Here is a 23,029-nt window from a genome sequence, read left to right as displayed (position 1 = left end):
AGCGCGCCCGGGACCTCGGGGGCTCCGAAGGCTCAGTCGCGCTGGGCGGTCGCCGAGGCGTAGAGGCAGAGCGCGGCGGCGGTGGAGAGGTTGAGGCTCTCCGCGCGGCCGTGGATCGGGATCGAGACCCGGGCGTCGGCCAGGGCGACGAGCTCGGGCGGGAGACCGTGGGCCTCGTTGCCGAAGAGCCAGGCGGTGGGGCGCGCGAGCAGGTCGCCGGCGGCGAAGAGGTCGACGTCGCCGCCGGCCTCGGTGGCCAGCACCTGGTAGCCGGCGGCCCGGGCCGCCGCGATGGCCTCCTCGGCGCCGACGCCGAGGCTCACCGGCAGGTGGAAGACGCTGCCGGCGCTGGCGCGCACGGTCTTGGCGTTGTGGACGTCGACCGACTCCCCCGCCAGCACGACGCCGCCCGCACCGGCGGCGTCGGCGCAGCGGATGACGGTGCCGGCGTTGCCGGGATCGTTGACCGACGCGCAGATCGCGACCGTGCCGCCGACCAGGGCCTGCCCCAGCGGGACGTCGAGGAGCCGGCACACGGCGAGGACGCCGTCGGGCGTGACGGCGTCGGTGAGCGCCTTGAGGGCGCGGGCGTCGAGGTGGGCGAGCGGGACGTCCTCGGGCAGCGCCGGGAGCAGGTGGGCCCGCTCGGGCAGGGCCAGGACCTCGACGACGACGCCGGCGGCCAGGGCGGCCTCGACGGCGTTGCGCCCCTCGGCGAGGAAGAGCCGCCGCTCCGATCGCTCGGAGCGGCGGCTCAGGCGCCGTAGCTGCTTGACGCGAGCGCTGCTCGACGTCAGGACGGCGATGCTCAGGCCGAGACCTTGGGCGCGTTGACGTCCGCCGGGAGGGCGGCCTTCGCGGTGGCGACGAGCGCGTTGAACGCGGCGATGTCGTTGACGGCGAGGTCGGCGAGGATCTTGCGGTCGACCTCGACGCCGGCCAGGTTGAGACCCTGGATGAAGCGGTTGTAGGTCATGCCCTGCGCACGCGCGGCGGCGTTGATGCGCTGGATCCAGAGGCGACGGAAGTTGCCCTTGTTCTTGCGACGGTCGTTGTAGCTGTAGACCAGCGAGTGGGTGACCTGCTCCTTGGCCTTGCGGTACAGGCGCGAGCGCTGGCCGCGGTAGCCGCTGGCGCGCTCGAGGGTGGTCCGACGCTTCTTGTGGGCGTTCACTGCGCGCTTGACGCGAGCCATCTCGTACTCCTAGGTGATTCTGCCGGCGAGGCCGGCGGTCGTGGCTGTGGTGCGGGGCCGCGTCAGCGACCGAGCAGCTTCTTCGCGCGGGGGACGTCGTTGGCGGCGACCTCGACGGTGCCCGTCAGGCGGCGGGTGACCTTGGAGGCCTTCTTCTCCAGGTTGTGCCGCTTGCCGGCCTTCTCGCGCAGGATCTTGCCGCTGCCGGTCACGCGGAACCGCTTGCCGGCTCCGGAGTGGCTCTTGTTCTTCGGCATCTCGTCTCTCTTTCTCGGGTGTCGGCCGGTGCGGTGGTCCACAGGCCGGCTCAGGCGGTCGTCGGGGCGCGCGGCACCCCGACGACGAGGGTTCTGCTGGCTCAGGCCTCGATCTCGGGATCGAGGTTCTCGGAGCGGCCACGCTCCTTCTTGGCCGCGACCGGCCCGGCGGCGTGCGCGGCGTCGCGCTCGGCCCGCTCGGCGGCCTGGTCGGCCGCGCGCTCCTCGGCCTTGGCGACCTTGGCGGCCTCGGCCTCGACCTTGGCGTCGGCCTTCTTCTTGTGCGGGCCGAGGACCATGATCATGTTGCGGCCGTCCTGCTTCGGCGAGGACTCGACGAAGCCGAGCTCGGCGACGTCGTCGGCGAGCCGCTGGAGCAGCCGGAAGCCCAGCTCGGGGCGGTGCTGCTCGCGGCCGCGGAACATGATCGTGATCTTGACCTTGTCACCGGCGCGCAGGAAGCGGACGACGTGACCCTTCTTGGTCTCGTAGTCGTGCGCGTCGATCTTCGGACGAAGCTTCATCTCCTTGATGATCACGTTCGTCTGGTTCCGGCGCGCCTCACGGGCCTTCTGGGCGTTCTCGTACTTGAACTTCCCGTAGTCCATGAGCTTGCACACGGGCGGCTTGCCCTGCGGCGCGATCTCGACGAGGTCGAGGTCGGCCTCCTGGGCAAGGCGCAGCGCGTCGGCGGTGGGGACGATGCCGACGGTCTCGCCGTTGGGGCCAACGAGCCGGACCTCGCTGACGCGGATCCGGTCGTTGATACGAAGCTCGGTGCTGATGGGTCCTCCTGGTGGGAATGGGAGCGGAGGGCCGGGGACCCGGGGACGGACCCCGGGAAGCACGAAGGCCTCCGCGCTGACGCAAGCGGAGGCCAGTCCGATGGTCTCCTGCCACGAGGAGTCCACCGGGGAGGGACGCACGGCACGCCGTGCGGGAGATCCCTCCCGGACCGGACCCGACGGCCTGGGCGGCCGGTGCGGGTGGGAGACGATCGAGCTTGTCTCCGCTTGTGGATCGATCGGCTCCCGCACGGATGCGGGCGTCGACTGATCGGTCAACACCGAACGCTACCCCAGGTGTTCCCGGGCGCCGAATCGGCGCGACGGACCGGGGCTCAGGCCGGACGCACCCAGCCGCGTGCGCCGTCGACCGAGGCCATCCGCCAGCCCGAGGCCAGCGCGGTGAGGTCGTCGCCCTGGACGACGAAGCGCACCGGTCCCGCGACGTCGACGAGCAGCGCGGCCGCCTCCTCCTGCACCGCGGACAGCGCCGCGACGGCGGTGGTGACGGGCACGGGGCGGGCCTGGGGGTCCCAGCGGGCCATCGACTCCAGGCCGGTGAAGGCCAGCAGGGCCCGGCGGCCGTCGGCGCCGGTGAGCAGCACGGCGGCCATGTCGCTGGACTTGTCGTGCACCAGGCCGGCCTCGTCGGTCTCCGACTCCCCCAGCACCGCGATGACCGGCACCAGCAGACGCCCCTCGGCCAGCCGCGCGAGCACGTCGCAGTAGCGGTCGAGGTCGTCGGGGGCGGCGTCGTAGGCGGTCAGGGCCGCGGCGAGCGCGGGGTCGGTGGAGCCGTCGTCGTCCGGCACCGCCGGAGCCTGCAGGTACCGTCCTCGTCCCTCGACCGCCACGCCTCGAGCCTACCGGTGCCCCGCCGACTGACCCGCCGGTGCTCCCGCGCCTAGGCTGCGGGGCGATGAGCGACGTCGACGCAGCCGTGACGCGGCTCCTGACCGCCCTCGACGCAGCACCTCCCCGCCTGGGCTCGGCGCGGCTGCTGGCGATCGACGGGCCGTCGGGGTCGGGCAAGTCAACGCTGGTGGAGGCGCTCCTGCGGCACTGCCCCGACGCGTCGGTGCTGCGCGTCGACGAGCTCTACGAGGGCTGGGACGGCCTGCCGGGCGTCGGCCCTCGCGTCGCGGAGGCCCTCGCCGACCTCGCGGCCGGACGCGTCGCGCGTCCGCGCGCCTGGGACTGGCATGCCGACGCCTGGGGCGAGCCCCTGGAGGTCGCGCCGGCTCCGGTGGTCGTGCTCGAGGGCGTCGGCGCCGGAGACCGCCGCCATGCCCACCACACCTCGCTGCTGGCGTGGTGCGAGGCGCCCGCGGCGCTGCGCCATGCCCGCGGCGTGACCCGCGACGGCGAGGCGATGCGGCCGCATCTGGAGCGCTGGTGGAGGGCCGAGGACGCCCATCACGCCGCGGAGGACACCCGGGCCCGGGCCGACCTCGTCGTCGCGACCGGGGGCCATCCGGATCCGGGGGCCCGCCCGGACGCCGGCCCGAGCACGGGAGGGCCGTCCGCCCCCTAGGGTGTCGCCGTGAGCATCCCTCCCAGCGGCGAGCAGTACGAGATCACCGCGGCCGGCTACCGCGCCGTCATCACCGAGAGCGGCGGCGCACTGCGCGTCCTCGAGCACGAGGGCCGGGCGCTCCTGGCCGGCTTCGAGCTCGACGCCGTCGCCGACGGCGGCCGCGGCCAGCTGCTCATGCCGTGGCCCAACCGCATCCGCGACGGCCGCTACGAGGTCGACGGCGTCGTCCACCAGCTCGGGCTCACCGATCCCAGCCGCGGCAACGCCTCCCACGGCCTGGCCCGCTGGGTGGCCTGGACGCTGGAGGAGCACACCGGCCACTCCGTCAGCCTGCGCTACCGGTGCATGGCGCAGTCCGGCTACCCCTGGACCCTCGACCTCCACGTCGTCTACGACCTCTCCGCCGACGGCCTGACCGTCACCCAGTCCGCGGCCAACCTCGCGGCCACCGCCGCCCCCTATGCCAGCGGCGCGCATCCCTACCTGCAGGTCGACGGCCGCCTGGTCGACGAGCTGGAGCTGCGGATGCCCGCCTCGACCCGCTACGTGCTCGACGACCGGCTGCTGCCCGTCGGCACCGAGCCCGTCGACGGCACCGCCCTGGACTTCCGCGTCAGCCGGCCCGTGCGCGACGTCGAGCTCGACGTCGCCCTCACCGACCTCGAGCGCGACGCCGAGGGCCGCGTCGTCGTCGAGCTGCGCGACCCGGCCACCGGACGCGGCGCCGCGCTGTGGGCCGACGAGGCCCACCCCGTCATCCAGCTCTACACCGCGCCGGGCGGACCCGAGGTCGCTCGTCGCTCCCTGGCGATCGAGCCGATGACCGCCCCGGCCGACGCCTTCAACTCCGGCGAGCACCTGGTGATGCTGGCGCCCGGCGCGGAGCACGCCGCCACGTGGGGCATCCGCGCCCTCTGACGTCGGCTCTGAGCCCGGGTCAGAGGGCCTCGGGCGGCTCGGCCAGGCCCTTCACGCAGGCCCGCAGCTCGCGGACGGCGCGGCGGGCGTGCGTGCCGTCGGAGCCCTGGATGCCGAGCACCGAGAGCGTGGTGCCGTCGGAGAGGTCGAGCGTCACCCACGGGGCGCCCTGCGGCAGCCGCACGTGGACGATCTGCGCCCACTCCAGACGCCGGCGGCGGTAGCCGTTGACGACGAGGAGCCCCTCGCGGGTGGCGGTGGCCTTCGACCGCACGATCGCGTACATGACGACGGCGCCCAGGCCGACCAGGAAGAAGATCGTGCCGATCTGGAAGGCGGTGAACTTGTCGCGGGTCTCCTGAGGGAAGGAGTACCAGCCGACGCCGAAGAGCGTCACCAGCCCGGCGAACAGGATGATGCCGACGATGCGCGGGCCCAGCGGCCGCCACGTGCGGGGCAGCGGCGGCAGCGGGGTCTCAGAGGCGGCAGGCATGGATGCCGGTGAGGAGGATCGCGCGGGCGCCGAGGTCGTACAGGTCGTCCATGAGGCGCTGGGCGCCGTCGCGCGGCACCATCGCCCGGACGGCCGACCACCCCTCCTTGTGCAGCGGGGCCACCGTGGGGCCCTCGATGCCGGGGGTGTGCTTCACGGCCTCGGGGAGCCGGTCGGTGGGGATGTCGTAGTCCATCATCACGTAGCTGCGCGCGACGAGGACGCCCTCGATGCGGCGCTGCACGTGCTCGAACCCGGCCGGGACGGTGCCCGTGCGGCTGATCAGCACCGCCTCGGAGTCCAGCAGGGTCTCGCCGAAGGTCTCCAGCCCCGCTCGGCGCAGCGTGCTGCCGGTCTCGACGACGTCGGCGATCACGTCGGCCACGCCGAGCGCGATGGAGGTCTCCACGGCACCGTCGAGGCGGGTGACGACCGCGTCGATGCCCTGGCGCTCCAGGAAGGCCCGGACGACGCCGACGTAGGAGGTCGCGATGCGCAGGCCCGCGAGCTCGGAGAGCTCGGAGTAGCGGCCGGCGGGGCCGGCGAAGTGGAAGCGGCTGCGACCGAAGCCGAGGCTGAGGATCTCCTCGGCCTTGGCGCCGGAGTCCTGGAGCAGGTCGCGGCCGGTGATGCCGATGTCGAGGGTGCCCTCGCCGACGTACAGCGCGATGTCGCGCGGACGCAGGTAGAAGAACTCGACGCCGTTCTCGGCGTCGACGAGGCTGAGGACCTTGGAGTCCTCGCGCTGGCGGTAGCCCGCCTCGCGCAGGATCTCCGAGGCCGCGACGGACAGCGACCCCTTGTTCGGGACGGCGATGCGCAGGAGTGACATGGGGGGCCTCTCGTCAGAGGTGGGCGTAGACGTCGTCGAGCTCGATGCCGCTGGCGAGCATCAGGCACTGGGCGTGGTAGAGCAGCTGGCTGATCTCCTCGGCCGTGCGCTCGCGTCCCTCGTGCTCCGCGGCCATCCAGGACTCCGCGGCCTCCTCGACCAGCTTCTTGCCGATGGCATGGACCCCGGCGTCGAGGTGACGCACGGTGCCGGATCCATCAGGGCGGGTGCGGGCCTTCTCGCTGAGCTCGGCCCACAGCTCGTCGAACGTCTTCACGGTCGTCGAGCCTACGGGGTCGGGCCCGCCGGTGCCGATTCGGTCTCAGCCGCCCGGCGACCGGTGCGATGCGCGCCACGCGGCAGGATGGGCGGGTGGCCCGCCTCCTCGACCTGCCCTGGCCCTTCGACACCGAGCGCCTGCGCCTGCGCCCGATCCTCGACGCCGACCTCGAGCCCACCTGGGCCTACTGGCGGCTGCCGGAGGTCACCCGCTGGCTGCCGGCCGCGCCGGCCGACCTCGACGCGCACGCCCGCCGGATCCTGGACCCGACCCGCACGCCCCACACGCTGATCGTCGAGCACGACGGCGGGGTCGTGGGCGAGCTGATGCTGCGCGTCGACGACGCCTGGGCGCAGGCCGAGGTCCTCGAGGCCGCGCACGCGCAGCACGCCGAGGTCGGCTACGTCCTGCATCCCGACGCCGGCGGCCGGGGCCTGGCCACCGAGGCGGTGCGGGCGGCCGTCGCGATCGCCCTCGACCCCACGGGCCTGGGCGTGCAGCGCGTCAGCGCGGAGCTGTTCTCCGAGAACGCCGCCTCCGCGCGTCTGCTCGAGCGGGTGGGGCTGCGCCGGGAGTCGCAGGTGCGTGGCGACGCGCTCCACCGCGACCTCGGCTGGTGCGACTCCACCGGCTTCGGGCTCACCGCCGCGGAGTGGACGACGCCGCCCGCCGCCCTCGGCCGCTGGGCCGGGACGGCGGGCTGACCGCTCGGCCGACGTGCCGGGGCCTCAGCCCTGACGGATCGCCTTGAGCAGCCGGGCGGTCTGCAGCGCGGCGGAGGTGGCCTCCAGGCCCTTGTCCTCGGCGGAGCCCTCGAGACCGGCGCGGTCGAGCGCCTGCTCCTCGGTGTCGCAGGTGAGCACGCCGAAGCCGACGGCCACCTGGTGGTCCAGCGCCACCCGGGTCAGGCCGTCGGTGGCGGCCGAGCACACGTACTCGAAGTGCGGGGTGCCGCCGCGGATGACGACGCCGAGCGCGATGACGGCGTCGTAGCCGGCGCCGGCGAGCGTGCCGACGACCACCGGCAGCTCGAAGGTGCCCGGCACGCGCACCTCCCGGAAGGTCTCGACGCTGTGCGCGGCCAGCGCGCGACGGGCGCCGTCGAGCAGCCCGTCCATCACCTGGGTGTGCCAGCTGGCGGCGACGACGGCGACGCGCAGGTCGCTGCAGTCGGTGGCCTCGGTGGTCGGGGCTCCGTGTCCGCTCATGCGTCGGCTCCTTCGTGCAGGTCGCTCACGGCGACGTCGAGGTCGGGCAGCACGTGACCCATGCGGTCACGCTTGGTCAGCAGGTAGGCGAGGTTGTGGTCGTTGGGCCGCGGGGTGAGCGGCACCCGCTCGACGACCTCGACGCCGTACTCCTCGAGGTCGCTGACCTTGTCGGGGTTGTTGGTGAGCAGGCGGACGCTGCCGACGCCGAGGTCCTTGAGGATCTGGGTGGCGGCGCCGTAGTGCCGGGCGTCGGCGGGCAGGCCGAGGTCGAGGTTGGCGTCGACGGTGTCGCGGCCGCCGTCCTGCAGCTGGTAGGCCTGCAGCTTGGCCAGCAGGCCGATGCCGCGTCCCTCGTGGCCGCGCAGGTAGACCACGACGCCGCGGCCCTCGGCCACGACGCGCTCCATGGCCTCCTCGAGCTGGGGGCCGCAGTCGCAGCGCGCGGAGCCGAAGACGTCGCCGGTGAGGCACTCGGAGTGCACGCGGGTGAGCACCGGCTCGCCGGAGCGCAGGTCGTCGAGGTCGCCCGCGACGAGCGCGACGTGCTCGGCGCCGTCGATGGTGATCCGGTAGCCGACCGCGGTGAGGTCGCCGACGCGCGTGGGCAGCCGGGTGACGGCGGCCCGCTCGACGTGGGTCTCGTGGCGGCGGCGGTAGCGGACGAGCTCCTCGATGGAGATCATCGCCAGGCCGTGCTCGTCGGCGAAGGCCCGCAGCTCGGGGGCCCGCTTCATCGTGCCGTCGTCGTTGACGACCTCGACGAGCACGCCCGCCGGGGTGCAGCCGGCGAGGCGGGCGAGGTCGACGGCGGCCTCGGTGTGACCGCGTCGCACCAGCACGCCGCCCTCGCGGTAGCGCAGCGGCAGGACGTGGCCGGGGCGCGTCAGCTCCCACGGCTCGGTGGCGGAGTCGGCGAGGACGCGCGCGGTGTGGGCGCGGTCGGCGGCGCTGATGCCGGTGCTGACGCCGTCGCGGGCGTCGACCGTGATCGTGTACGCCGTGCGCATCTTGTCCTTGTTGTGCGGGGTCATCAGCGGGATCTCGAGCCGGTCGAGCATGTCGCCGGGCATCGGGACGCAGATGACGCCGCTGGAGTGGCGGATCGTGAACGCCATCAGCTCCGGGGTCGCCTTGGCGGCCGCGAAGATGATGTCGCCCTCGTTCTCGCGGTCCTCGTCGTCGACGACGACGACGGCCTTGCCCGCCGCGATGTCGGCGATCGCCCGCTCGACGGAGTCGAGCCGGATGGACGTGGTCATGCGGTCACCTCGTGGGACTGGGGCACGTCGTGCCTCTCGTGGGGGCGGGCGGCGGGGTCGCTCGTGCGGCTGACGCGCAGCCAGACGACCAGACCCCACAGCACCAGGGCGCCGTACACCAGGTAGGGCACGGCGGTCGGGTAGTAGCCGGAGTGCCACAGCAGCGGGACGCCGACGGCGTCGACGGCGATCCAGGCCAGCCAGAAGTCCGTCCAGCCGCGAGCCATGGCGTAGGTGGCGACGACGGAGCCGACGAAGATCCAGGCGTCGCACCAGAAGTACCAGCGCGGCGCGGGCCAGCCGGCGCCGAGGGCGGCGAACACGGCCTGGGCCACGAGCACGCCGGCGGCGGCGAGGGCGAGCGTCGTCAATCGCTCGCGGGCGGTCGCCCAGCGCGGGCTGACGGCCGGGGCGTCGCCGTGGCTGCGGGTCTGCTGCCAGCGCCACCAGCCGAACACGCTCACCGCGATGAACAGCACCTGGCGTCCGGCCTGGCCGAAGAGCGGCACGGGCGCGTCGGCCTCGACGGTGGCGGCGACGAACACCGTGAACAGCAGGGCGTTGCCGACGATGCCGACCGGCCAGGCCCACACCCGACGACGCAGCCCGCCGATCTCGGAGGCGAAGCCGAAGGCGTTGCCGAGGATCTCGCGCCAGGTGATCGGGTGGCCGGCGATGCTGACCGAGGCGTCGTAGAGGCTCGCGAGGCCGCTCATCGTGACCCCAGCAGCTTCTCGACGTACTTGGCGATGACGTCGACCTCGAGGTTGACCCGCTCGCCGGGCTGGCGCAGGCCGAGCGTGGTGCGGGCCAGCGTCTCGGGGATCAGGCTGATCGTGAAGGTCGACTCCCCCGCCTCCACCACCGTCAGGCTGGTGCCGTCGACGGTGATCGAGCCCTTGTCGACGAGGTAGCGGCTCAGGTGCTCGGGCAGGGTGATCTCGACGACCTCCCAGTGCTCCGAGGGGCTGCGTCGCACGACCTCGCCGACGCCGTCGACGTGCCCCTGGACGATGTGGCCGCCCAGGCGGGTGCCGGCGGTGACGGCGCGCTCGAGGTTGACGCGGTCGCCCGGGCCGACGCCGCCGAGGCTGGTCTTGTCCAGCGACTCCTGCATGACGTCGGCGGTCCAGGTGTCCTCGGTGCGCGCAGCGACCGTCAGACAGCAGCCGTTGACGGAGATGGAGTCGCCGAGGCCGGCGTCCTCGAGCACGGTGGTGGCGCGGATGGTGAGCCGCATGGCGTCGCCCTGGGGCTCCACGGAGACGACGGTGCCGAGCTCCTCGACCAGACCGGTGAACATCAGGACTCCTTCACTGGCTCGAGCACGAGCCGGACGTTGGATGGCTCCCCGAGCGTCGAGACGTCGGCGATCCGCAGGGGAAGCGCCTGGTCGATGCCGGTGATTCCCAGGTCGCCCACGACGCTGCGGCCGGCGCCGAGCAGCCTGGGGGCGAGGTAGAGCACGACCTCGTCGACGAGGCCGGCCCGGAGGAAGGCCGCGGCCAGGGTCGGCCCGCCCTCCAGGAAGACGTGGCGGCGCTCGCGCGCCCAGAGCGCCGCGAGCGCCTCGCGGGGGTCGCGGGTGCGCAGGTGCAGGGTCTCGGCGGCGGCGTCGAGCACCCGGGCGCCGGCGGGGATCTCGCGCTCCCCCATCACCGCGCGCAGCGGCTGGCGCTCCAGCGGCGTGCCGTCTGCCTCGCGCACGGTCAGCTGAGGATCGTCCTCGAGGACGGTGCCGGTGCCGGCGAGGACGACGTCGGCCTCGGCGCGCATCCGGTGGGTGTCGCGGCGGGCGTCCTCGTTGCTGATCCAGCGCGAGGAGCCGTCGGCCGCGGCGCTGCGGCCGTCGAGCGTGGCCGCGGCCTTCCAGGTGACGAAGGGACGCTGCAGGCGCATCGCCGCCGACCAGACCCGGTTGACCTGCTCGGCCTCGGCGGCCAGCAGACCGCCCTCGACCTCGATGCCGGCCTCGCGCAGGGTCGTCGCGCCGCCGCTGGCGGTGGGGTTGGGGTCGGACTGGGCGTGGACGACGCGGGCGACGCCGGCGCGGATCAGCGCCTGGGCGCACGGCCCGGTGCGGCCGGTGTGGTTGCACGGCTCGAGCGTGACCACGGCGGTGGTGCCGCGGGCGGCCTCGCCGGCGCGAGCCAGGGCGTCGGCCTCGGCGTGCGGGGTGCCCGCACCGCGGTGGAACCCCTCCGCGACGACGCGACCGTCGTCGTCGAGCAGCACGCAGCCGACCCGCGGGTTCGGCCCCAGCGGGACGCCCGGGGTCGCGGCGAGCGCGAGGGCACGCCGCATCGCGGCGTCCAGCGCGGCTGCGTCGGGGCGGGTCATCGGATCTCCTCGGGTTCCGCTCACGGACCCCGGGGATCACGACCGCACGCGCCTCCGACGGACGTCGGACGCGCGGACAGCAGTGCGTGCGCTTCCCATCCGGACTTTGACCGTCGGTCCAGGAGTTCCACCTGGTCAACCGTCCGCTGGCTGCGGACGGGTCGCGGACTTTCACCGCCGGCTCGGAATTTCACCGACCCCAGAGCACGCGAGCATGTCGCTCGTACCGGCGAGGATAGCCCGCGGGCGTCGACGCGCGCGGCCCGTCTCGGACGTGACGCCGCTCACGTGCGGCTCGTCCGTGGACGCGTGACCTCAGCCCAGAGCGGCCTCGGCGGTCGCCTTCAGCGAGCGCACCATCGCGTCGGGGTCGTCGGCGGAGTAGACCGCGGAGCCGGCGACGAACACGTCGGCCCCGGCCTCGGCGCACCGCTCGATGGTCTCCAGGGAGACCCCGCCGTCGACCTGCAGCCAGGTCTCGATGCCGTGACGCTGCATCATCGCCCGCGCCCGGCGGATCTTCGGCAGGCACAGGTCGAGGAAGCGCTGACCGCCGAAGCCGGGCTCGACGGTCATGATCAGCAGCATGTCGAGCTCGGGGAGCAGGTCCTCGTAGGGCTCGATGGGGGTGGCCGGCTTGAGGGCCATGCTCGCCCGGCCGCCCTGGGCGCGGATCTCCCGGGCCAGGCGCACCGGCGCCTTGGCGGCCTCGACGTGGAAGGTCACCGACGCGCAGCCGGCCTCGACGTAGCCGGGCGCGTGGCGGTCGGGGTCCTCGATCATCAGGTGCGCGTCGAGCGGGATGTCGGTGCTGCGCGCCAGCGCCTCCACCATCGTCGGGCCGAAGGTCAGGTTCGGGACGAAGTGGTTGTCCATGACGTCGACGTGGATCCAGTCGGCGCTGGGGATGCGCGCCACCTCCTCCCCGAGGCGGGAGAAGTCGGCGTTGAGGATGCTCGGCGTGATCTGGAGGCCCACGGGCGCAGATCCTCCCAGATCAGCCGGGCGTCACGGACGGCGGTCGCGTCAGCGGGCGACCCAGCTGCTCAGCGTGACCGGCCGCTCGTCGTCGCCGCCGCCGACGCGGAAGGCGTCGTCGTCGCCGTACTGGTCGCCGTCACCGTCCTCCCGGTAGGCCGCGTCGACCTTCACACCGACACGGACGCGCCAGGGGTCTCCCAGGCAGCTCGCCGGTGCCCGCACGATCATCCCGACCTGGGTGCGGCTGACGACGATGCCCTCGCACGAGAACCGGTGGCCGTTGCGCAGCACGATCACGCTCGGATACGGCGTCTCGGCGCCGGTGCTGACGCCGCGCTCGAAGCCGAAGCGGTCGCCCTTGGACGTGATGACGACGGCCGACCAGCGGCTGTCGACCCCGGAGAACGCCCGCAGGTTGGAGCTGATCGCCAGTTGGTCGGCGGTGTGCCGCACCGTCAGCAGCGTGAGGTCGGGGTTGCGCTGGGTCGTGTCGATGCGCTTCTGAAACCCGGCCGCACGCGAGTAGCTCGTGACCGTGACATCACCGGTGCGATCGGCGTGGCGCAGGGTGTCGGCGTGCGAGGCGGCCGCCGGAAGGGCGACCAGACCGGCCGCGGCGATCGCGATCGGCAGGGACCGGCGGGACAGGAGGCTCCGAGGGCTCATGGTGCCACCCTGCCACAGCCGTCGCCCGGCTCAGCCGCCCTGCGGCACGTGGTCGAGGTCGACGACGAGCGACGTCGGGTCGACGTCGAGCACCTGGAGCGCGCGCACCAGCGCCAGCGCCCCGCGGGGCGCGTCGAGCACCGGGACGTCGCGCAGCCAGGTCGTGAGCTCGTCGTTCCACGGCCGCTCCCAGCCGAGGCGCTCCATCCGCTGCTCCTGCTCGGGGGTCATCGGCCAGGCGCCGCCGAAGCTCGTCGAGCCGACGGTCTCGAGCACCAGCACCGCCTGCCCGGCGGTCGCGCTGACGAAGCGCCGCGGCGGCTGCGGACCACGCCGGCGCCCGAAGAGCCCCCGCGGTCGCTCGACGGGCTCGCCGACGGTGAGCACGTCGTCGAGGTCGAGCGCCAGCAGCGCGCCCACGAGGCGTCTGTTGAGCGCGTCCCAGGCGGACTGCTCGGTCACGGGGTGCCTCTCCGGTCAGGTCGGGTGGGTCGGATGGGTCGGGTGGATCGGGTGGATCGGGTGGCGATCAGCGCAGGGTGATCCGGCCCGACATCGTGCCGTAGCCCTTGCCGGCGTAGAGCTTGTCGCGGTGCTGGGCGGCCCGGGCGGCCGGCGAGGGCCCGGCGCGGAAGGCGTCGTCGTAGGAGACGGCCTCGTGGGAGTCCTCACCGACGATCGGGTAGATCCCCCAGGTCTCGACGCCCAAGCGCACCCAGGACGGACCGCCCAGGCACGCCAGCGGCAGCTCGACGACCAGGCCGGCGTCGTTGTCGACAGACCGGACGTGGCACTTCGCGTTCTTGGTGCCGCGTCGCTCGAAGAAGTTGCCGACGTCGGGCACCTCGTTGCTGTTGACGTAGCGGCCCGCGTGGAAGACACCGCCGGCGGCGGTCGTGATGCGCAGGTCGGCCCGGTAGTCCTCGGAGTAGTCGAACCGGGTGGTGAGGGCGACGCGGAGACGGTCGCCGACCACCGAGACCGTGACTCGACGGATGTCGTTGCCGACGCCGCGCTCGGTGTAGGTGGTGCGACGGGAGTCGGTGTACTCGTAGCGGTACGTGGTGGTGGCGGCATCGTGGGCCGGATCGGCGGCACGCAGCACCACACGGGAGGCGCCGCCCTCCGCGGCGAAGGCGCCGATCGCGCCGGAGGCGAGGAGCGGCAGGCTCACCGCGCCGGCGGCGGCGATCCAGAGACGACGGGCACGAGAACGGGGCATGGGCCCTCCTTGGTCGGGAGCCACGGACCGTAGCACCGCCCCCGCCGACGAGCAGGGAGGTCAGCCGTCGAGACGGGCCGCCCGGCTGCGCTGCGGGACGACGACGTGCACGGCGTTGCGCTCGACGGCGAAGGTCAGCGGGGTCGCGGCGGCGATCTCGCCGTCGAGGTTCACCGGCATCGGCCCCTCGGTGACCACGCGGATGCTGCGGGTGACGACGTGGTGCACCCGCTCGTGCTCGACGAGACGGCCGTCGCGCAGCAGCCGCGCGATCGACACGTGGTCGGAGAGCCGTCCGCGCTCGATGGCGTAGACGTCGAGCAGGTGGTCGTCCACCGACGCCGTCGGCGAGACGGTGTTGCCGCCTCCGTAGTGGACGCCGTTGCCCACCGCCACCTGCAGCAGCTCCCCCAGGACCACTGGCTCGTGGTCGCCGTCGGGGAACTCCAGACGGGCGGCGAAGCCGGGCTGGCCCCGGTAGGCACGGAGGGTCGCCGCCGGGTAGGCCAGCGGTCCGAGCCAGCGCTTGAGCCGCGGCGTCAGGCGGCGGGTGACGGCCACCGAGAGGCCGAGCGAGGCGACGTTGAGGAACGCGTGCGGACCTGCGCGGCCGAGGTCGACGTCGACGACCCGTCCGGCGAGCATCGCCTCGACCGCCGCGACCGGGTCGGTCGGGATCTCCAGGGTGCGCGCGAAGTCGTTCGCGGTGCCCAGGGGCAGGACGCCGAGCACGGTGCGCGTGCCCGCGACGGCGTCGGCCGCGCAGCCGATCGTGCCGTCCCCGCCGCCGACGACGACCAGGGGCGGCCGCTCGGCGACCACCGCGCGCAGGGTCGCCGCGAGGTCGTCCGCGACCTCGACGGCCCGCACCTCGACGCCGCCTGCGCGCAGCGCCCGCTCCACGCCCGGCCACGCGGCCGCGCCCCGGCGGGACCCGCGGTTCACGACCACCGGCACCGGGCCGGCGTCGACGAGCGCGCGGACGGACAGGGGGTGCTCGAGGGGGGTCATGTCCTCGAGCCTCCCCAGCCCAGGTGAGGGCACCCTGAGCGGCGCCTGTGGGCTCCACCAGATCACCTCGCACGCCTCGCCGTCCGGTGCAGGGGTCTCGACGAGCTCGACCACCCGACCCCGCACCTCACCGCGGACACGGGCAGATCACTCCTCGGGGGGCGTCTGCGCTCCGTCCCGCTCGTCGCGCTCGGCCCAGGCCAGCAGGGGCGCGAGGTCGAAGGGGTGGGCGTCGAGGTCGGCGTGGAGGTCGCCGATCTCGGCGAACCGGGCGGGCACGGTGCGGATCGTGAGGTCGCGCGGGTCGGCGTCGTCGATCTCCTCCCAGCGCAGCGGCGTCGAGACCCGGGCGTCGGGGACGCCGCGCACCGAGTAGGCCGCGGCGATGGTGTGGTCGCGGGCGTTCTGGTTGTAGTCGACGAAGAGCGCCGCGGGGTCGCGGTCCTTGGTCCACCACGTGGTGGTGACCTCCGAGGGCGCGCGCCGCTCGACCTCGCGGGCGAAGGCCAGGGCCGCCCGCCGCACCTCGGAGAACCCGTGGTCGGGCGGGACCCGCACGTAGACGTGGAGGCCCTTGCTGCCACTGGTCTTGGGGAACCCGACGGCGCCCAATTCGTCGAGCACCTCGTGCACGACGTGGGCCACCCGCCGCACGCGGGCGTAGTCGCACTCGGGGCCGGGGTCGAGGTCGATGCGCCACTCGTCGGGCTCCTCGGTGTGGCCCCGGCGACTGTTCCAGGGGTGGAACTCGACGGTCGACATCTGCACCGCCCACAGCACCGCGCCGAGCTCGGTGACGCAGAGCTCGTCGGCGGTGCGGTTCCAGCGGGGGAAGTGCAGCTGCACGGTCTCGACCCACGGCGGAGCCCCGGCGGGCAGGCGCTTCTGGTGGACCTTCTCCCCCGCCAGCCCCTTCGGGAAGCGGTGCAGCATGCAGGGCCGCTCCCACAGCGCGGCGACGATGCCCGGGCCGACGGAGCGGTAGTACTCGACGAGATCGAGCTTGGTGGCGCCGATCTCGGGGAAGTAGACCCGCTGGGGGTTGGAGACCCGCACGACGCGGTCGTCCACCTCGATCTCGACGGCGGGAGTGCTCGCAGGCATGGGACGAACCTAGGCCGCCTCGCCGGAAGATCGCAGCAACTCGGGTGTCACACGAGGCGCGCACGGCGCGTCAGAGGAGCATGACCATGACCGCTGAGCAGGAGTTCGAGGAGTTCGTGCGGGCCACCGCACCACGGCTCCACCGGGCGGCCTACCTGCTGGCCGGCGAGCACCACCTCGCCGAGGACCTCACCCAGGCCACCTACGCCAAGGTCTACGCGTCCTGGCGGCGGGTCCGTCGGGCCGACGATCCGCTCGCCTACGCCAGGACGATGCTGCTCAACACCTTCCTGTCCCACCGTCGACTGCGCCGCTCGGGCGAGCTGCCGACGGACTTCGACGCAGCCGACCACCGGCTGCGTCCCGACACCGGGGGCACCGACCCCGGTCTCCGCGTCGACCTCGAACGGGCGCTGGCCACGCTGCCGCCGCTCGACCGCGCGATCGTCGTCCTGCGCTACTGGGACGACCGCAGCGTCGAGGAGACCGCCCAGGAGCTCGGCATGAGCGCCGTCGCCGTGCGCGCTCGCGCCCACCGCGCGCTGCGCCGGCTGCGGCCCCTGCTCTCGGAGACCGACGCGGCCGCCCTGCTCACCCTGCCCGAGAGGATCACCCGATGAACCGCCGCGAGCACCTCGCGTCCGCCCCGCTCTCCGACGTCGAGGAGGCCTCGCTGGGGGCGCGCCTCGGCACCGCGCTCCACGAGCCGACGCCGGCGCCCGACCTCGACCGGCTGCTCACCGTCTCGGTGGCCCGCGGCCGCCGCATCCGCCGTCAGCGCCGGCTGCTGGTGGCCGGCTCGGCGGTCGCCGCCAGCGTCGCCGTCGCCGCCGCCGTCATGTCGCTGCCCGACGGCAGCACCCGCGCCGTCGACGTCGAGCCCGCCGTGCAGCCGACCCTCGTCGGCACCACCTTCGCGCCGGAGCCCTCGACCCTGCCGAGCACGTCGCCGAGCAGCACGCCGTCGGCGTCCACGCCGCCGGCCGTCGTCACCCCGCCTCCGACGCACGCCGCCAGCCCGTCCCACCCGCCCGCCGCGTCGCCGTCGCTCTCCCTGGCGCCGGCCGCACCGGCCACCGACGCACCGAGCCGCACGCCCTCTCTGTCACCCACGCCCACCGGGTTCCCGGTGCGCGTGGAGAAGGCGGGCTGGACCTGCTCGGACCCGCAGGACGAGAAGTTCATCTGCACCCGCGCGTCGAAGCAGGTGCAGGTGACGGTGCGGCCGAAGAGCCAGTACACCGCGTACACGTCCGACCCCGACAAGCAGACGCCCGGCCAGTACGTCAGCGCGATCCACCGCGACGTCTTCGCCGTGGTCACCGAGCCGTACGGCGACGCCGCCCTGTGCCAGGAGATCGGCGACGCGCTGGTCTGGGCCTCCTGAGCCTCGACGCGCGCAGCACGATCAGTCCTCGCGCATCAGTCCTTGCGCAGCAGCGCCAGGAACATCGCGTCGGTCTGGTGCCGGTGTGGCCACAGCTGCAGGCTCCCCGCCAGCGGGCCTGCGGCGTCGGCGAGCTGCGGGAGCACCGGGGCGAGGTCCTCGAGGACGACGCCGGGGTGCGCTGCCAGGGCCGTGCTGACGACGTCGGCGGTCTCGGAGAGCACCGGCGAGCAGGTGGCGTAGAGCACGACGCCGCCCGGACGGACGAGCTCGAGGGCCGCGCCGAGCAGCTGCACCTGCAGGAGCACCAGGCCCAGGACGTCGTCGGGACGCCGTCGCCACCGGGCCTCCGGACGCCGCCGCAGCGCGCCCAGCCCGGTGCAGGGCGCGTCGACGAGCACCCGGTCGGCCGAGCCCGGAGCCAGGGGCGGACGGGTGCCGTCGGCGGTGACGACCCCGGCAACCCCCGGCGGCGTGACGCCGCCGCCGAGGCCGAGGTTGCGGGCCACGAGCCGGGCCCGGTGGTGCTGGCGCTCGATCGCGACGAGGCGGGCGCCGCGCTCGGCGGCCAGGGCGGCGAGGAGCGCGCTCTTGCCGCCGGGGCCGGCGCAGAGGTCGACCCAGGTGGCGTCCGATCCCTCGAGCGGTGCCGCCGCAGCGGCGATCGCGACCAGCTGGGACCCCTCGTCCTGGACGCCCGCGTCCCCCGCGGCCACCGCGGGCAGCGCGCCGGGGTCGCCGCCGTCGAGCACGACGCCGTAGGGCGACCAGACGGTCGGGGTGCCGGGCAGCGAGGCGCGGTCGGCCCGGCCCGGACGCGCGACGAGGGTGACCCGCGGCGAGACGTTGTCGGCGGCGAGGAGGTCCTCGACCTCGGAGCCGCGCTCGCCGAGCGCCCGCCGCAGCTCGCGGACGACCCAGGCGGGGTGGGAGTGCACGAGCGCCGCCCGGGCGTCGGCGTCGCCCTCGCCGTCGGCGAGCTGGGCGATCCAGGCGTCGAGGTCCTGCCCGGCCACGCGACGCAGCACGGCGTTCGCGAAGCCGCCTGCACCGTGACCCGCGACCGAGCGCACGAGATCGACGGTGGTGGAGATCGCCGCGTGCGGGGGCACCCGCATCGCCAGCAGCTGGTGGACGCCGAGGCGCAGCGCGTCGACGACCTTGACCTCGACCTTGCGCAGCGGACGGTCGATGCAGGCTCCGAGGATGGCGTCGTAGGTGCCCTGGCGGCGGATCGTGCCGGCCGCGAGCTCGGTGACGAACGCGGCGTCGCGGCCGCTCAGCCCGCGAGAGCGCAGGACGGCGGGCAGCACCAGGTTGGCGTAGGCGTCGTCGGCGCGCACCGCGGTGAGCACCTCATGCGCCGCGGCCCGGGCCGGATCGACGCGCGGTCGGCGTCCGGCAGACTGCGCGCCGCGGCCGGCGGGGCGGCGAGCGCCGGAGGAGCGCTGGTCAGGCATCGCCGAGCAGCCCCCTCACCAGGGTCTTCGGGGCGCGCGTGGCCCACGCGTCGGTGAGCACCTCGGCGAGCTCGGCGCGGGTGATCTCGCCGAGACGGGCCTGGCTCACCAGCACGGCGTTGCTGCGGTGGCGTCGCAGATGCTCGATGGTGAAGAAGGGCGATGCGGGGTCCTCGACGAGCGCCGCATGCTCCGCGGGCCCGGCGGTCTCGATGACGAGCAGGTCGTCGAACGGCTCCCCGGTGACGGGATCGAGGGCATCGTGCGCACGCGGACGGTGACGTGCGAAGCCCTTGCCGCGCACCAGATAGGTCGGGACGTCGCCCCACGACGTGCCGAGCACGACCTCGGGCAGCCCCAGGCAGATCTCCTCGACGTCCGAGGTCCGCGCCGGGCGGTCGCCGCCGGGCGTCGGCGGCAGCGGCATCAGGCGTCCTCGAACCGGGTGCCGCTCTCGACCCGGGCGCCGCGCGCCCAGTCGGCCGCGCCCATCTGCTTCTTGCCGAACGGCTTGACCTCGCCCAGGCGCACCGGGACGGTGCCGGTGCCGACGAGCACCTCGCTCTTGGAGACGACCAGCTCGCCGGGCGCCACGGCCGGGGCGTCGGCCACGGGCACGACGGGACCGACCTTGAACCGCTCGCCGTCGAGCAGCGTCCAGGCGCCGGGGCCGGGCGTGCAGGCGCGCACCCGGCGGTCGACGGCGACGGCCGGCTCGGTCCAGTCGACGCGGGCGTCCTCGACGAGGATCTTCGGCGCCATGCTGACGCCGTCCTCCTGCTGCGGACGCGCCTCGATCGTGCCGTCGGCGATGTGGTCGAGCGTGGTGACCAGCAGGCCGGCACCTCCCTCGGCGAGACGGCCGAGGAGGTCGCCGGCGGTGTCGGTGGGCCGGATGCGCTCGGTCATGACGCCGAACACCGGGCCGGCGTCCATCGCCTTGACGATGCGGAAGGTGGTGGCGCCAGTGACCTCGTCGCCGGCCCAGATGGAGTGCTGCACGGGCGCCGCGCCGCGCCAGGCCGGCAGACACGAGAAGTGCAGGTTGACCCAGCCGTGCTCGGGGATGTCGAGCGCCGACTGCGGCAGCAGCGCCCCGTAGGCGACCACCGGGCAGCAGTCGGGACGCAGCGCGCGCAACGCCTCCTGGAACTCCGGGTCGCGCGGGTGCTCGGGCTTGAGCACCGGGACGCCGAGCTCCTCGGCGCGCTGGGCGACCGGGCTGGCGACGAGGCGGCGGCCGCGGCCGGCCGGGGCGTCGGGACGCGTGACGACGCCGACGAGCTCGTGCTGCGACGCGGCGATCGCCTCGAGCGAGGGCACGGCGACCTCGGGGGTGCCGGCGAAGACGACGCGCATCAGAAGGCCCTTCCGCCCGTGGCGTGCGGGCTGATCTTGATCGTGGGGGTGGTGGGACGGCCGTCGAGGCCGAACCACTCCGACTCGCGGATCTCGCGCATCGCGACCTTGCGGGCCTCGGCGTCGAGGCGGTCGAGAAAGACGATGCCGTCGAGGTGGTCGGTCTCGTGCTGGATGGCGCGGGCCAGGAGGTCGCTGCCGTCGATGACGACCGGCTCGCCGTGCATGTCGAAGCCGGTGGCGACGACGGTGCGCGCGCGCACGCAGTCGATGGTCAGGCCCGGGATCGAGAGGCAGCCCTCGGGGCCGTCCTGGGTCTCCTCCCCCAGCCGCAGCTGCGGGTTGACCAGGTGACCGACGACGCCGCCGACGTGGTAGGTGAAGACCCGCAGGCCGACGCCGATCTGCGGGGCGGCGAGGCCCGCGCCGGGCGCGGCCAGCATGGTGTCGGTGAGGTCCTCGACCAGACGCCGCAGCTCCTTGTCGAAGTCGACGACCTCCGTGGCCGGTCGACGCAGGACCGGATCCCCGAAGAGTCGGATCGGCTGGACGGCCACGCGGTTCCCCTCTGCTCGACGCGACGTGCTCGTGGACGGGCCCCTCGCGCACGATGCGCGCGGCCCGAGGGGTCAGTCTAGGGAGGGTGGGTCGACCTGGATGCGCACCGGGTCGAGGCGGCGGGCCGCACGCGCCCGCTGCAGCTCGCCGAGGGCGTGCGAGAGCGCCGCTCCCCGAGCGCGCGGCACCCGGACGACGATCCGCGCGAGGTCGTCGTCGGCGCCCTCGCCGCAGGGCACCGGGCCGAGCACCTCGGCCCCCTCGGGGGCGTCGAGGAGCACGAGGGCGTCGTCGAGGGCACCGGGCGCGCCGGTGAGGGTGGCCAGCCGCGAGGCGGGCGGCAGGTGCGCCTCACGCCGCAGCTCGGCCTCGCGCAGGGCGAAGCCGGCGGGATCCCAGCGCACGAGCGCCTGGATCGCCGGGTGGGCGGGGTCGCCGACGATCAGCCCGCGACCACCCGAGCGCACCAGGCCGAGGGCCCGCGCCCAGCGACGCACGGCCTCCTCGTCGCCGCGCAGCTCGGGGCGCCCCAGCCACAGCCAGGTGTCGAGCACGACGACGGCGGCGTAGCCCGCGGCGGCGACCGGCTCGGCGCCCGGGGTCGCCACGACGATGGCGGGGCGGTCGGGCACGTCGTCGAGGATCGCCGTGCCTCCGGAGGTGCGGACGGTGACGCCCGGGAACGTGCGGCCGAGCTCCTCGGCGGTGCGCTCCTCGCCCAGCACGGGCGCGCGCAGGCCGCGGTGGCCGCAGACCGCGCACGACCAGGGGCTGGCCTCCGTGCCGCACCAGCGGCAGGCCGGCGGGGCGAGCGCGGAGGTCTGGGCGAGCGGTCCCTCGCAGGCCGCGCAGCGCGCGGGCGTGCGGCAGCGCTCGCAGGCCAGCGACGCGGCGTACCCGCGGCGCGGGGTCGAGACCAGCACGGGGCCCTCGGCCAGCGCCGCGCGGACGACGTCGTGCACCTGCCGCGGCATGCGCGCCGTGCGGGCGAGCGGGTCGCGTCGCAGATCGTGCTCGGAGGCGCCGCTGACCTCGGTGCGCAGCGCCGAGCGCAGCACCTCGCGGGTGGGCAGGAGGTCATGGGCCCACCCGGTGCGCACGAGGAGGTCGGCCTCGACCGAGCGGGCGAAGCCGCCGACGAGCACGGCCGCTCCCTCGGCCTGCGCGCGCAGGAGCAGGACCTCCCGGGTGTGGGGGTAGGGCGCGCGCGGCTCGGCGTGGAGGTCGTCGCCGTCGTCCCAGATCGCCACCAGGGCGAGGTCGACGACCGGCGCGAAGGCGGCCGCACGGGTGCCGACGACGATGCGCCGCTCGCCGCGCCGGGCCTGCAGGAAGGCCCGGTAGCGGCGCGCGGGCCCGAGGTCGGCGGTGAGCGTGACGTGGGAGTCGGGCCCGGCCAGCGCGGTGAGCGCCGCGGAGACCCGTGCGACGTCGCGGTGGTCGGGCAGGCACAGCACGACGCCGCCGGGCGCGGCGAGCGCGGCGGTGGCCAGGAGGCGGGCCCAGTCGGCGCCGGGCGGCGGGTTCCAGACCGCGCGGGGCGCCCGGGCGGCGGCCAGGCCGCGCACGAACGCCGGGCCGTGCTCGTGGTGGGCCCAGGCGGCCTCGGCCTCGTCGGTGGCGATCGTGACCGCGACGGCCTCGCTCGGGCCCTCCTTCTCGACCGTCGCGTGCCGCGGGGGCACCGCGAGGCGCAGGACGTCGGTGCGGGTGCCGGCGTAGCGCTCGGCGACGGCCTCGGCCGCGGCGACGATCTCGGGGGCGAGCACCGACTCGGTGCCGACCACGCGCCGCAGCGGCTGCAGGCGTCCGGGGTGATCGCTGACGGCCACCCGCTCGAGCAGCCAGCCGTCGGCCTCCTTGCCGGCGAACCGGACCTTCACCCGCACGCCCGCCCGAGCGGCCTCGGCCAGCGCCACCGGCACGGCGTAGTCGAAGACCTTGTCGAGGTGGGCCGGGCCGACGTCGACCAGCACCCGCGCGACGGGCAGCTCGTCGGTGATCTCGGCCTCCGCCGAGCGGCGCTCGCGGGTGGCCCGGGCCTTGGCCTGCGACTCCGCGACCGTGCGCCGCAGCATGCCCGGCAGCTCAGGCTGCTCGGGCTGCCGGGGCTGCCGGGGCTGCGCGCCGGCGGCGGCGTCGGGACGGGCGGGGCTCACGAGGGGGTGTCTATC

At 74.6% G+C, this 23,029-nt stretch carries 29 protein-coding genes, 1 pseudogene and 1 riboswitch; of the genes and pseudogenes, 5 read left to right on the top strand and 25 right to left on the bottom strand.

Translation table 11 applies throughout. The features are described 5' to 3' along the window. Positions 1-32: 32 nt before the first annotated feature. The 6 genes and pseudogenes from ACZDWJ_RS10195 to ACZDWJ_RS10170 all read right to left on the bottom strand — a co-directional run bounded on the left by ACZDWJ_RS10195 (position 33) and on the right by ACZDWJ_RS10170 (position 3,049). Positions 33-536, bottom strand: a complete 504-nt coding sequence (locus tag ACZDWJ_RS10195; protein ID WP_463520842.1) for a TrmH family RNA methyltransferase — start codon at positions 534-536, stop codon at positions 33-35. A gap of 12 nt (positions 537-548) precedes the next feature. Then, a pseudogene (locus ACZDWJ_RS10190) lies at positions 549-797 on the bottom strand (hypothetical protein); the annotation flags it as partial. 11 nt (positions 798-808) lie between these two features. Further along, positions 809-1,195 carry a 50S ribosomal protein L20 gene (gene rplT / locus ACZDWJ_RS10185; RefSeq protein ID WP_463520841.1) on the bottom strand — a complete coding sequence of 129 codons (387 nt, stop codon included), beginning with the start codon at positions 1,193-1,195 and terminating at the stop codon, positions 809-811. 62 nt (positions 1,196-1,257) lie between these two features. Then, the gene (rpmI, locus tag ACZDWJ_RS10180; RefSeq protein WP_463520840.1) at positions 1,258-1,452 is read right to left on the bottom strand and encodes a 50S ribosomal protein L35; all 195 of its coding nucleotides are present in this window, start codon (positions 1,450-1,452) and stop codon (positions 1,258-1,260) included. Positions 1,453-1,553: 101 nt separating this feature from the next. After that, positions 1,554-2,300 (bottom strand): translation initiation factor IF-3, encoded by a 747-nt coding sequence (gene infC / locus ACZDWJ_RS10175; protein WP_463520839.1) that lies wholly within the window; start codon positions 2,298-2,300, stop codon positions 1,554-1,556. Between the two features lie 272 nt (positions 2,301-2,572). Next, positions 2,573-3,049, bottom strand: a complete 477-nt coding sequence (locus ACZDWJ_RS10170) for an SseB family protein (RefSeq protein WP_463520838.1) — start codon at positions 3,047-3,049, stop codon at positions 2,573-2,575. Positions 3,050-3,156: 107 nt separating this feature from the next. Here ACZDWJ_RS10170 and ACZDWJ_RS10165 point away from each other — a divergent pair, with 107 nt between their 5' ends. Continuing rightward, entirely contained in the window at positions 3,157-3,771 is a 615-nt protein-coding gene (locus ACZDWJ_RS10165) for a uridine kinase family protein (RefSeq protein ID WP_463520837.1), read from the top strand. 9 nt (positions 3,772-3,780) lie between these two features. Continuing rightward, a complete protein-coding gene (locus ACZDWJ_RS10160; protein ID WP_463520836.1) occupies positions 3,781-4,692 on the top strand; it encodes an aldose 1-epimerase family protein in 912 nt (303 codons plus the stop codon). Positions 4,693-4,711: 19 nt separating this feature from the next. Here the strand turns inward: ACZDWJ_RS10160 and ACZDWJ_RS10155 are convergent, their stop codons facing one another. From ACZDWJ_RS10155 to ACZDWJ_RS10145, 3 genes are read right to left on the bottom strand one after another with little or no spacing between them, the layout of a single operon-like run. Further along, positions 4,712-5,185: a PH domain-containing protein gene (locus ACZDWJ_RS10155; protein WP_463520835.1), complete on the bottom strand. Its 474-nt coding sequence runs from the start codon at positions 5,183-5,185 to the stop codon at positions 4,712-4,714. Beyond that, positions 5,169-6,017, bottom strand: coding sequence for an ATP phosphoribosyltransferase (gene hisG, locus ACZDWJ_RS10150; protein ID WP_463520834.1), 849 nt, complete (start codon positions 6,015-6,017; stop codon positions 5,169-5,171). The genes ACZDWJ_RS10155 and hisG overlap by 17 nt, the downstream gene beginning before the upstream one ends. A 13-nt stretch (positions 6,018-6,030) precedes the next feature. After that, positions 6,031-6,294, bottom strand: a complete 264-nt coding sequence (locus ACZDWJ_RS10145; protein WP_463520833.1) for a phosphoribosyl-ATP diphosphatase — start codon at positions 6,292-6,294, stop codon at positions 6,031-6,033. A gap of 95 nt (positions 6,295-6,389) precedes the next feature. On the opposite strand from ACZDWJ_RS10145, the gene ACZDWJ_RS10140 reads away from it, so the two are divergent. Then, positions 6,390-7,001: a GNAT family N-acetyltransferase gene (locus tag ACZDWJ_RS10140; RefSeq protein ID WP_463520832.1), complete on the top strand. Its 612-nt coding sequence runs from the start codon at positions 6,390-6,392 to the stop codon at positions 6,999-7,001. Positions 7,002-7,025: 24 nt separating this feature from the next. Here the strand turns inward: ACZDWJ_RS10140 and ribH are convergent, their stop codons facing one another. The 11 genes from ribH to ligD all read right to left on the bottom strand — a co-directional run bounded on the left by ribH (position 7,026) and on the right by ligD (position 16,091). Beyond that, entirely contained in the window at positions 7,026-7,505 is a 480-nt protein-coding gene (ribH, locus tag ACZDWJ_RS10135; RefSeq protein WP_463520831.1) for a 6,7-dimethyl-8-ribityllumazine synthase, read from the bottom strand. Further along, positions 7,502-8,767 carry a bifunctional 3,4-dihydroxy-2-butanone-4-phosphate synthase/GTP cyclohydrolase II gene (locus tag ACZDWJ_RS10130; RefSeq protein WP_463520830.1) on the bottom strand — a complete coding sequence of 422 codons (1,266 nt, stop codon included), beginning with the start codon at positions 8,765-8,767 and terminating at the stop codon, positions 7,502-7,504. Before ACZDWJ_RS10130 ends, ribH begins: the two co-directional genes overlap by 4 nt. After that, positions 8,764-9,483, bottom strand: coding sequence for a nicotinamide mononucleotide transporter family protein (locus tag ACZDWJ_RS10125; RefSeq protein ID WP_463520829.1), 720 nt, complete (start codon positions 9,481-9,483; stop codon positions 8,764-8,766). The genes ACZDWJ_RS10130 and ACZDWJ_RS10125 overlap by 4 nt, the downstream gene beginning before the upstream one ends. Beyond that, positions 9,480-10,070 carry a riboflavin synthase gene (locus ACZDWJ_RS10120; RefSeq protein WP_463520828.1) on the bottom strand — a complete coding sequence of 197 codons (591 nt, stop codon included), beginning with the start codon at positions 10,068-10,070 and terminating at the stop codon, positions 9,480-9,482. Before ACZDWJ_RS10120 ends, ACZDWJ_RS10125 begins: the two co-directional genes overlap by 4 nt. Then, positions 10,070-11,107 carry a bifunctional diaminohydroxyphosphoribosylaminopyrimidine deaminase/5-amino-6-(5-phosphoribosylamino)uracil reductase RibD gene (ribD, locus tag ACZDWJ_RS10115; protein WP_463520827.1) on the bottom strand — a complete coding sequence of 346 codons (1,038 nt, stop codon included), beginning with the start codon at positions 11,105-11,107 and terminating at the stop codon, positions 10,070-10,072. The genes ACZDWJ_RS10120 and ribD overlap by 1 nt, the downstream gene beginning before the upstream one ends. An 82-nt stretch (positions 11,108-11,189) precedes the next feature. After that, a riboswitch (FMN riboswitch) is annotated at positions 11,190-11,319 on the bottom strand. 103 nt (positions 11,320-11,422) lie between these two features. Further along, a complete protein-coding gene (gene rpe, locus ACZDWJ_RS10110; protein ID WP_463520826.1) occupies positions 11,423-12,085 on the bottom strand; it encodes a ribulose-phosphate 3-epimerase in 663 nt (220 codons plus the stop codon). A 48-nt stretch (positions 12,086-12,133) separates the two neighbouring features. Then, complete coding sequence (locus tag ACZDWJ_RS10105) at positions 12,134-12,754, bottom strand: hypothetical protein (RefSeq protein WP_463520825.1); 621 nt, start codon at positions 12,752-12,754, stop codon at positions 12,134-12,136. A gap of 30 nt (positions 12,755-12,784) precedes the next feature. Next, the gene (locus ACZDWJ_RS10100) at positions 12,785-13,216 is read right to left on the bottom strand and encodes a TY-Chap domain-containing protein (protein ID WP_463520824.1); all 432 of its coding nucleotides are present in this window, start codon (positions 13,214-13,216) and stop codon (positions 12,785-12,787) included. Between the two features lie 67 nt (positions 13,217-13,283). Beyond that, positions 13,284-13,976 carry a hypothetical protein gene (locus ACZDWJ_RS10095; protein WP_463520823.1) on the bottom strand — a complete coding sequence of 231 codons (693 nt, stop codon included), beginning with the start codon at positions 13,974-13,976 and terminating at the stop codon, positions 13,284-13,286. Between the two features lie 60 nt (positions 13,977-14,036). After that, positions 14,037-14,987 (bottom strand): lipid kinase, encoded by a 951-nt coding sequence (locus tag ACZDWJ_RS10090; protein WP_463520822.1) that lies wholly within the window; start codon positions 14,985-14,987, stop codon positions 14,037-14,039. Between the two features lie 147 nt (positions 14,988-15,134). After that, a complete protein-coding gene (gene ligD / locus ACZDWJ_RS10085) occupies positions 15,135-16,091 on the bottom strand; it encodes a non-homologous end-joining DNA ligase (protein WP_463520821.1) in 957 nt (318 codons plus the stop codon). A gap of 86 nt (positions 16,092-16,177) precedes the next feature. Here ligD and ACZDWJ_RS10080 point away from each other — a divergent pair, with 86 nt between their 5' ends. After that, positions 16,178-16,711 carry a SigE family RNA polymerase sigma factor gene (locus ACZDWJ_RS10080; protein WP_463520820.1) on the top strand — a complete coding sequence of 178 codons (534 nt, stop codon included), beginning with the start codon at positions 16,178-16,180 and terminating at the stop codon, positions 16,709-16,711. Next, positions 16,708-17,478: a hypothetical protein gene (locus ACZDWJ_RS10075; RefSeq protein ID WP_463520819.1), complete on the top strand. Its 771-nt coding sequence runs from the start codon at positions 16,708-16,710 to the stop codon at positions 17,476-17,478. Before ACZDWJ_RS10080 ends, ACZDWJ_RS10075 begins: the two co-directional genes overlap by 4 nt. Before the next feature lie 35 nt (positions 17,479-17,513). Here ACZDWJ_RS10075 and ACZDWJ_RS10070 read toward each other — a convergent pair whose 3' ends face one another. From ACZDWJ_RS10070 to ACZDWJ_RS10050, 5 genes are all read right to left on the bottom strand, one after another. Then, entirely contained in the window at positions 17,514-18,938 is a 1,425-nt protein-coding gene (locus ACZDWJ_RS10070) for an RsmB/NOP family class I SAM-dependent RNA methyltransferase (RefSeq protein WP_463520818.1), read from the bottom strand. Then, the gene (locus ACZDWJ_RS10065; RefSeq protein ID WP_463520817.1) at positions 18,931-19,365 is read right to left on the bottom strand and encodes an MmcQ/YjbR family DNA-binding protein; all 435 of its coding nucleotides are present in this window, start codon (positions 19,363-19,365) and stop codon (positions 18,931-18,933) included. The genes ACZDWJ_RS10070 and ACZDWJ_RS10065 overlap by 8 nt, the downstream gene beginning before the upstream one ends. After that, on the bottom strand, positions 19,365-20,297 hold the full coding sequence (fmt, locus tag ACZDWJ_RS10060; protein WP_463520816.1) for a methionyl-tRNA formyltransferase: 933 nt from the start codon (positions 20,295-20,297) through the stop codon (positions 19,365-19,367). Before fmt ends, ACZDWJ_RS10065 begins: the two co-directional genes overlap by 1 nt. Further along, positions 20,297-20,854: a peptide deformylase gene (def, locus tag ACZDWJ_RS10055; protein ID WP_463520815.1), complete on the bottom strand. Its 558-nt coding sequence runs from the start codon at positions 20,852-20,854 to the stop codon at positions 20,297-20,299. The genes fmt and def overlap by 1 nt, the downstream gene beginning before the upstream one ends. Positions 20,855-20,926: 72 nt before the next feature. Continuing rightward, on the bottom strand, positions 20,927-23,014 hold the full coding sequence (locus ACZDWJ_RS10050) for a primosomal protein N' (RefSeq protein WP_463520814.1): 2,088 nt from the start codon (positions 23,012-23,014) through the stop codon (positions 20,927-20,929). Positions 23,015-23,029: the final 15 nt, after the last annotated feature.

The organism is Nocardioides sp. B129/18, assembly GCF_055282735.1.
The sequence above is the reverse complement of the archived record's forward strand: the minus strand, read 5'-3'. Positions and strand labels throughout refer to the sequence as shown.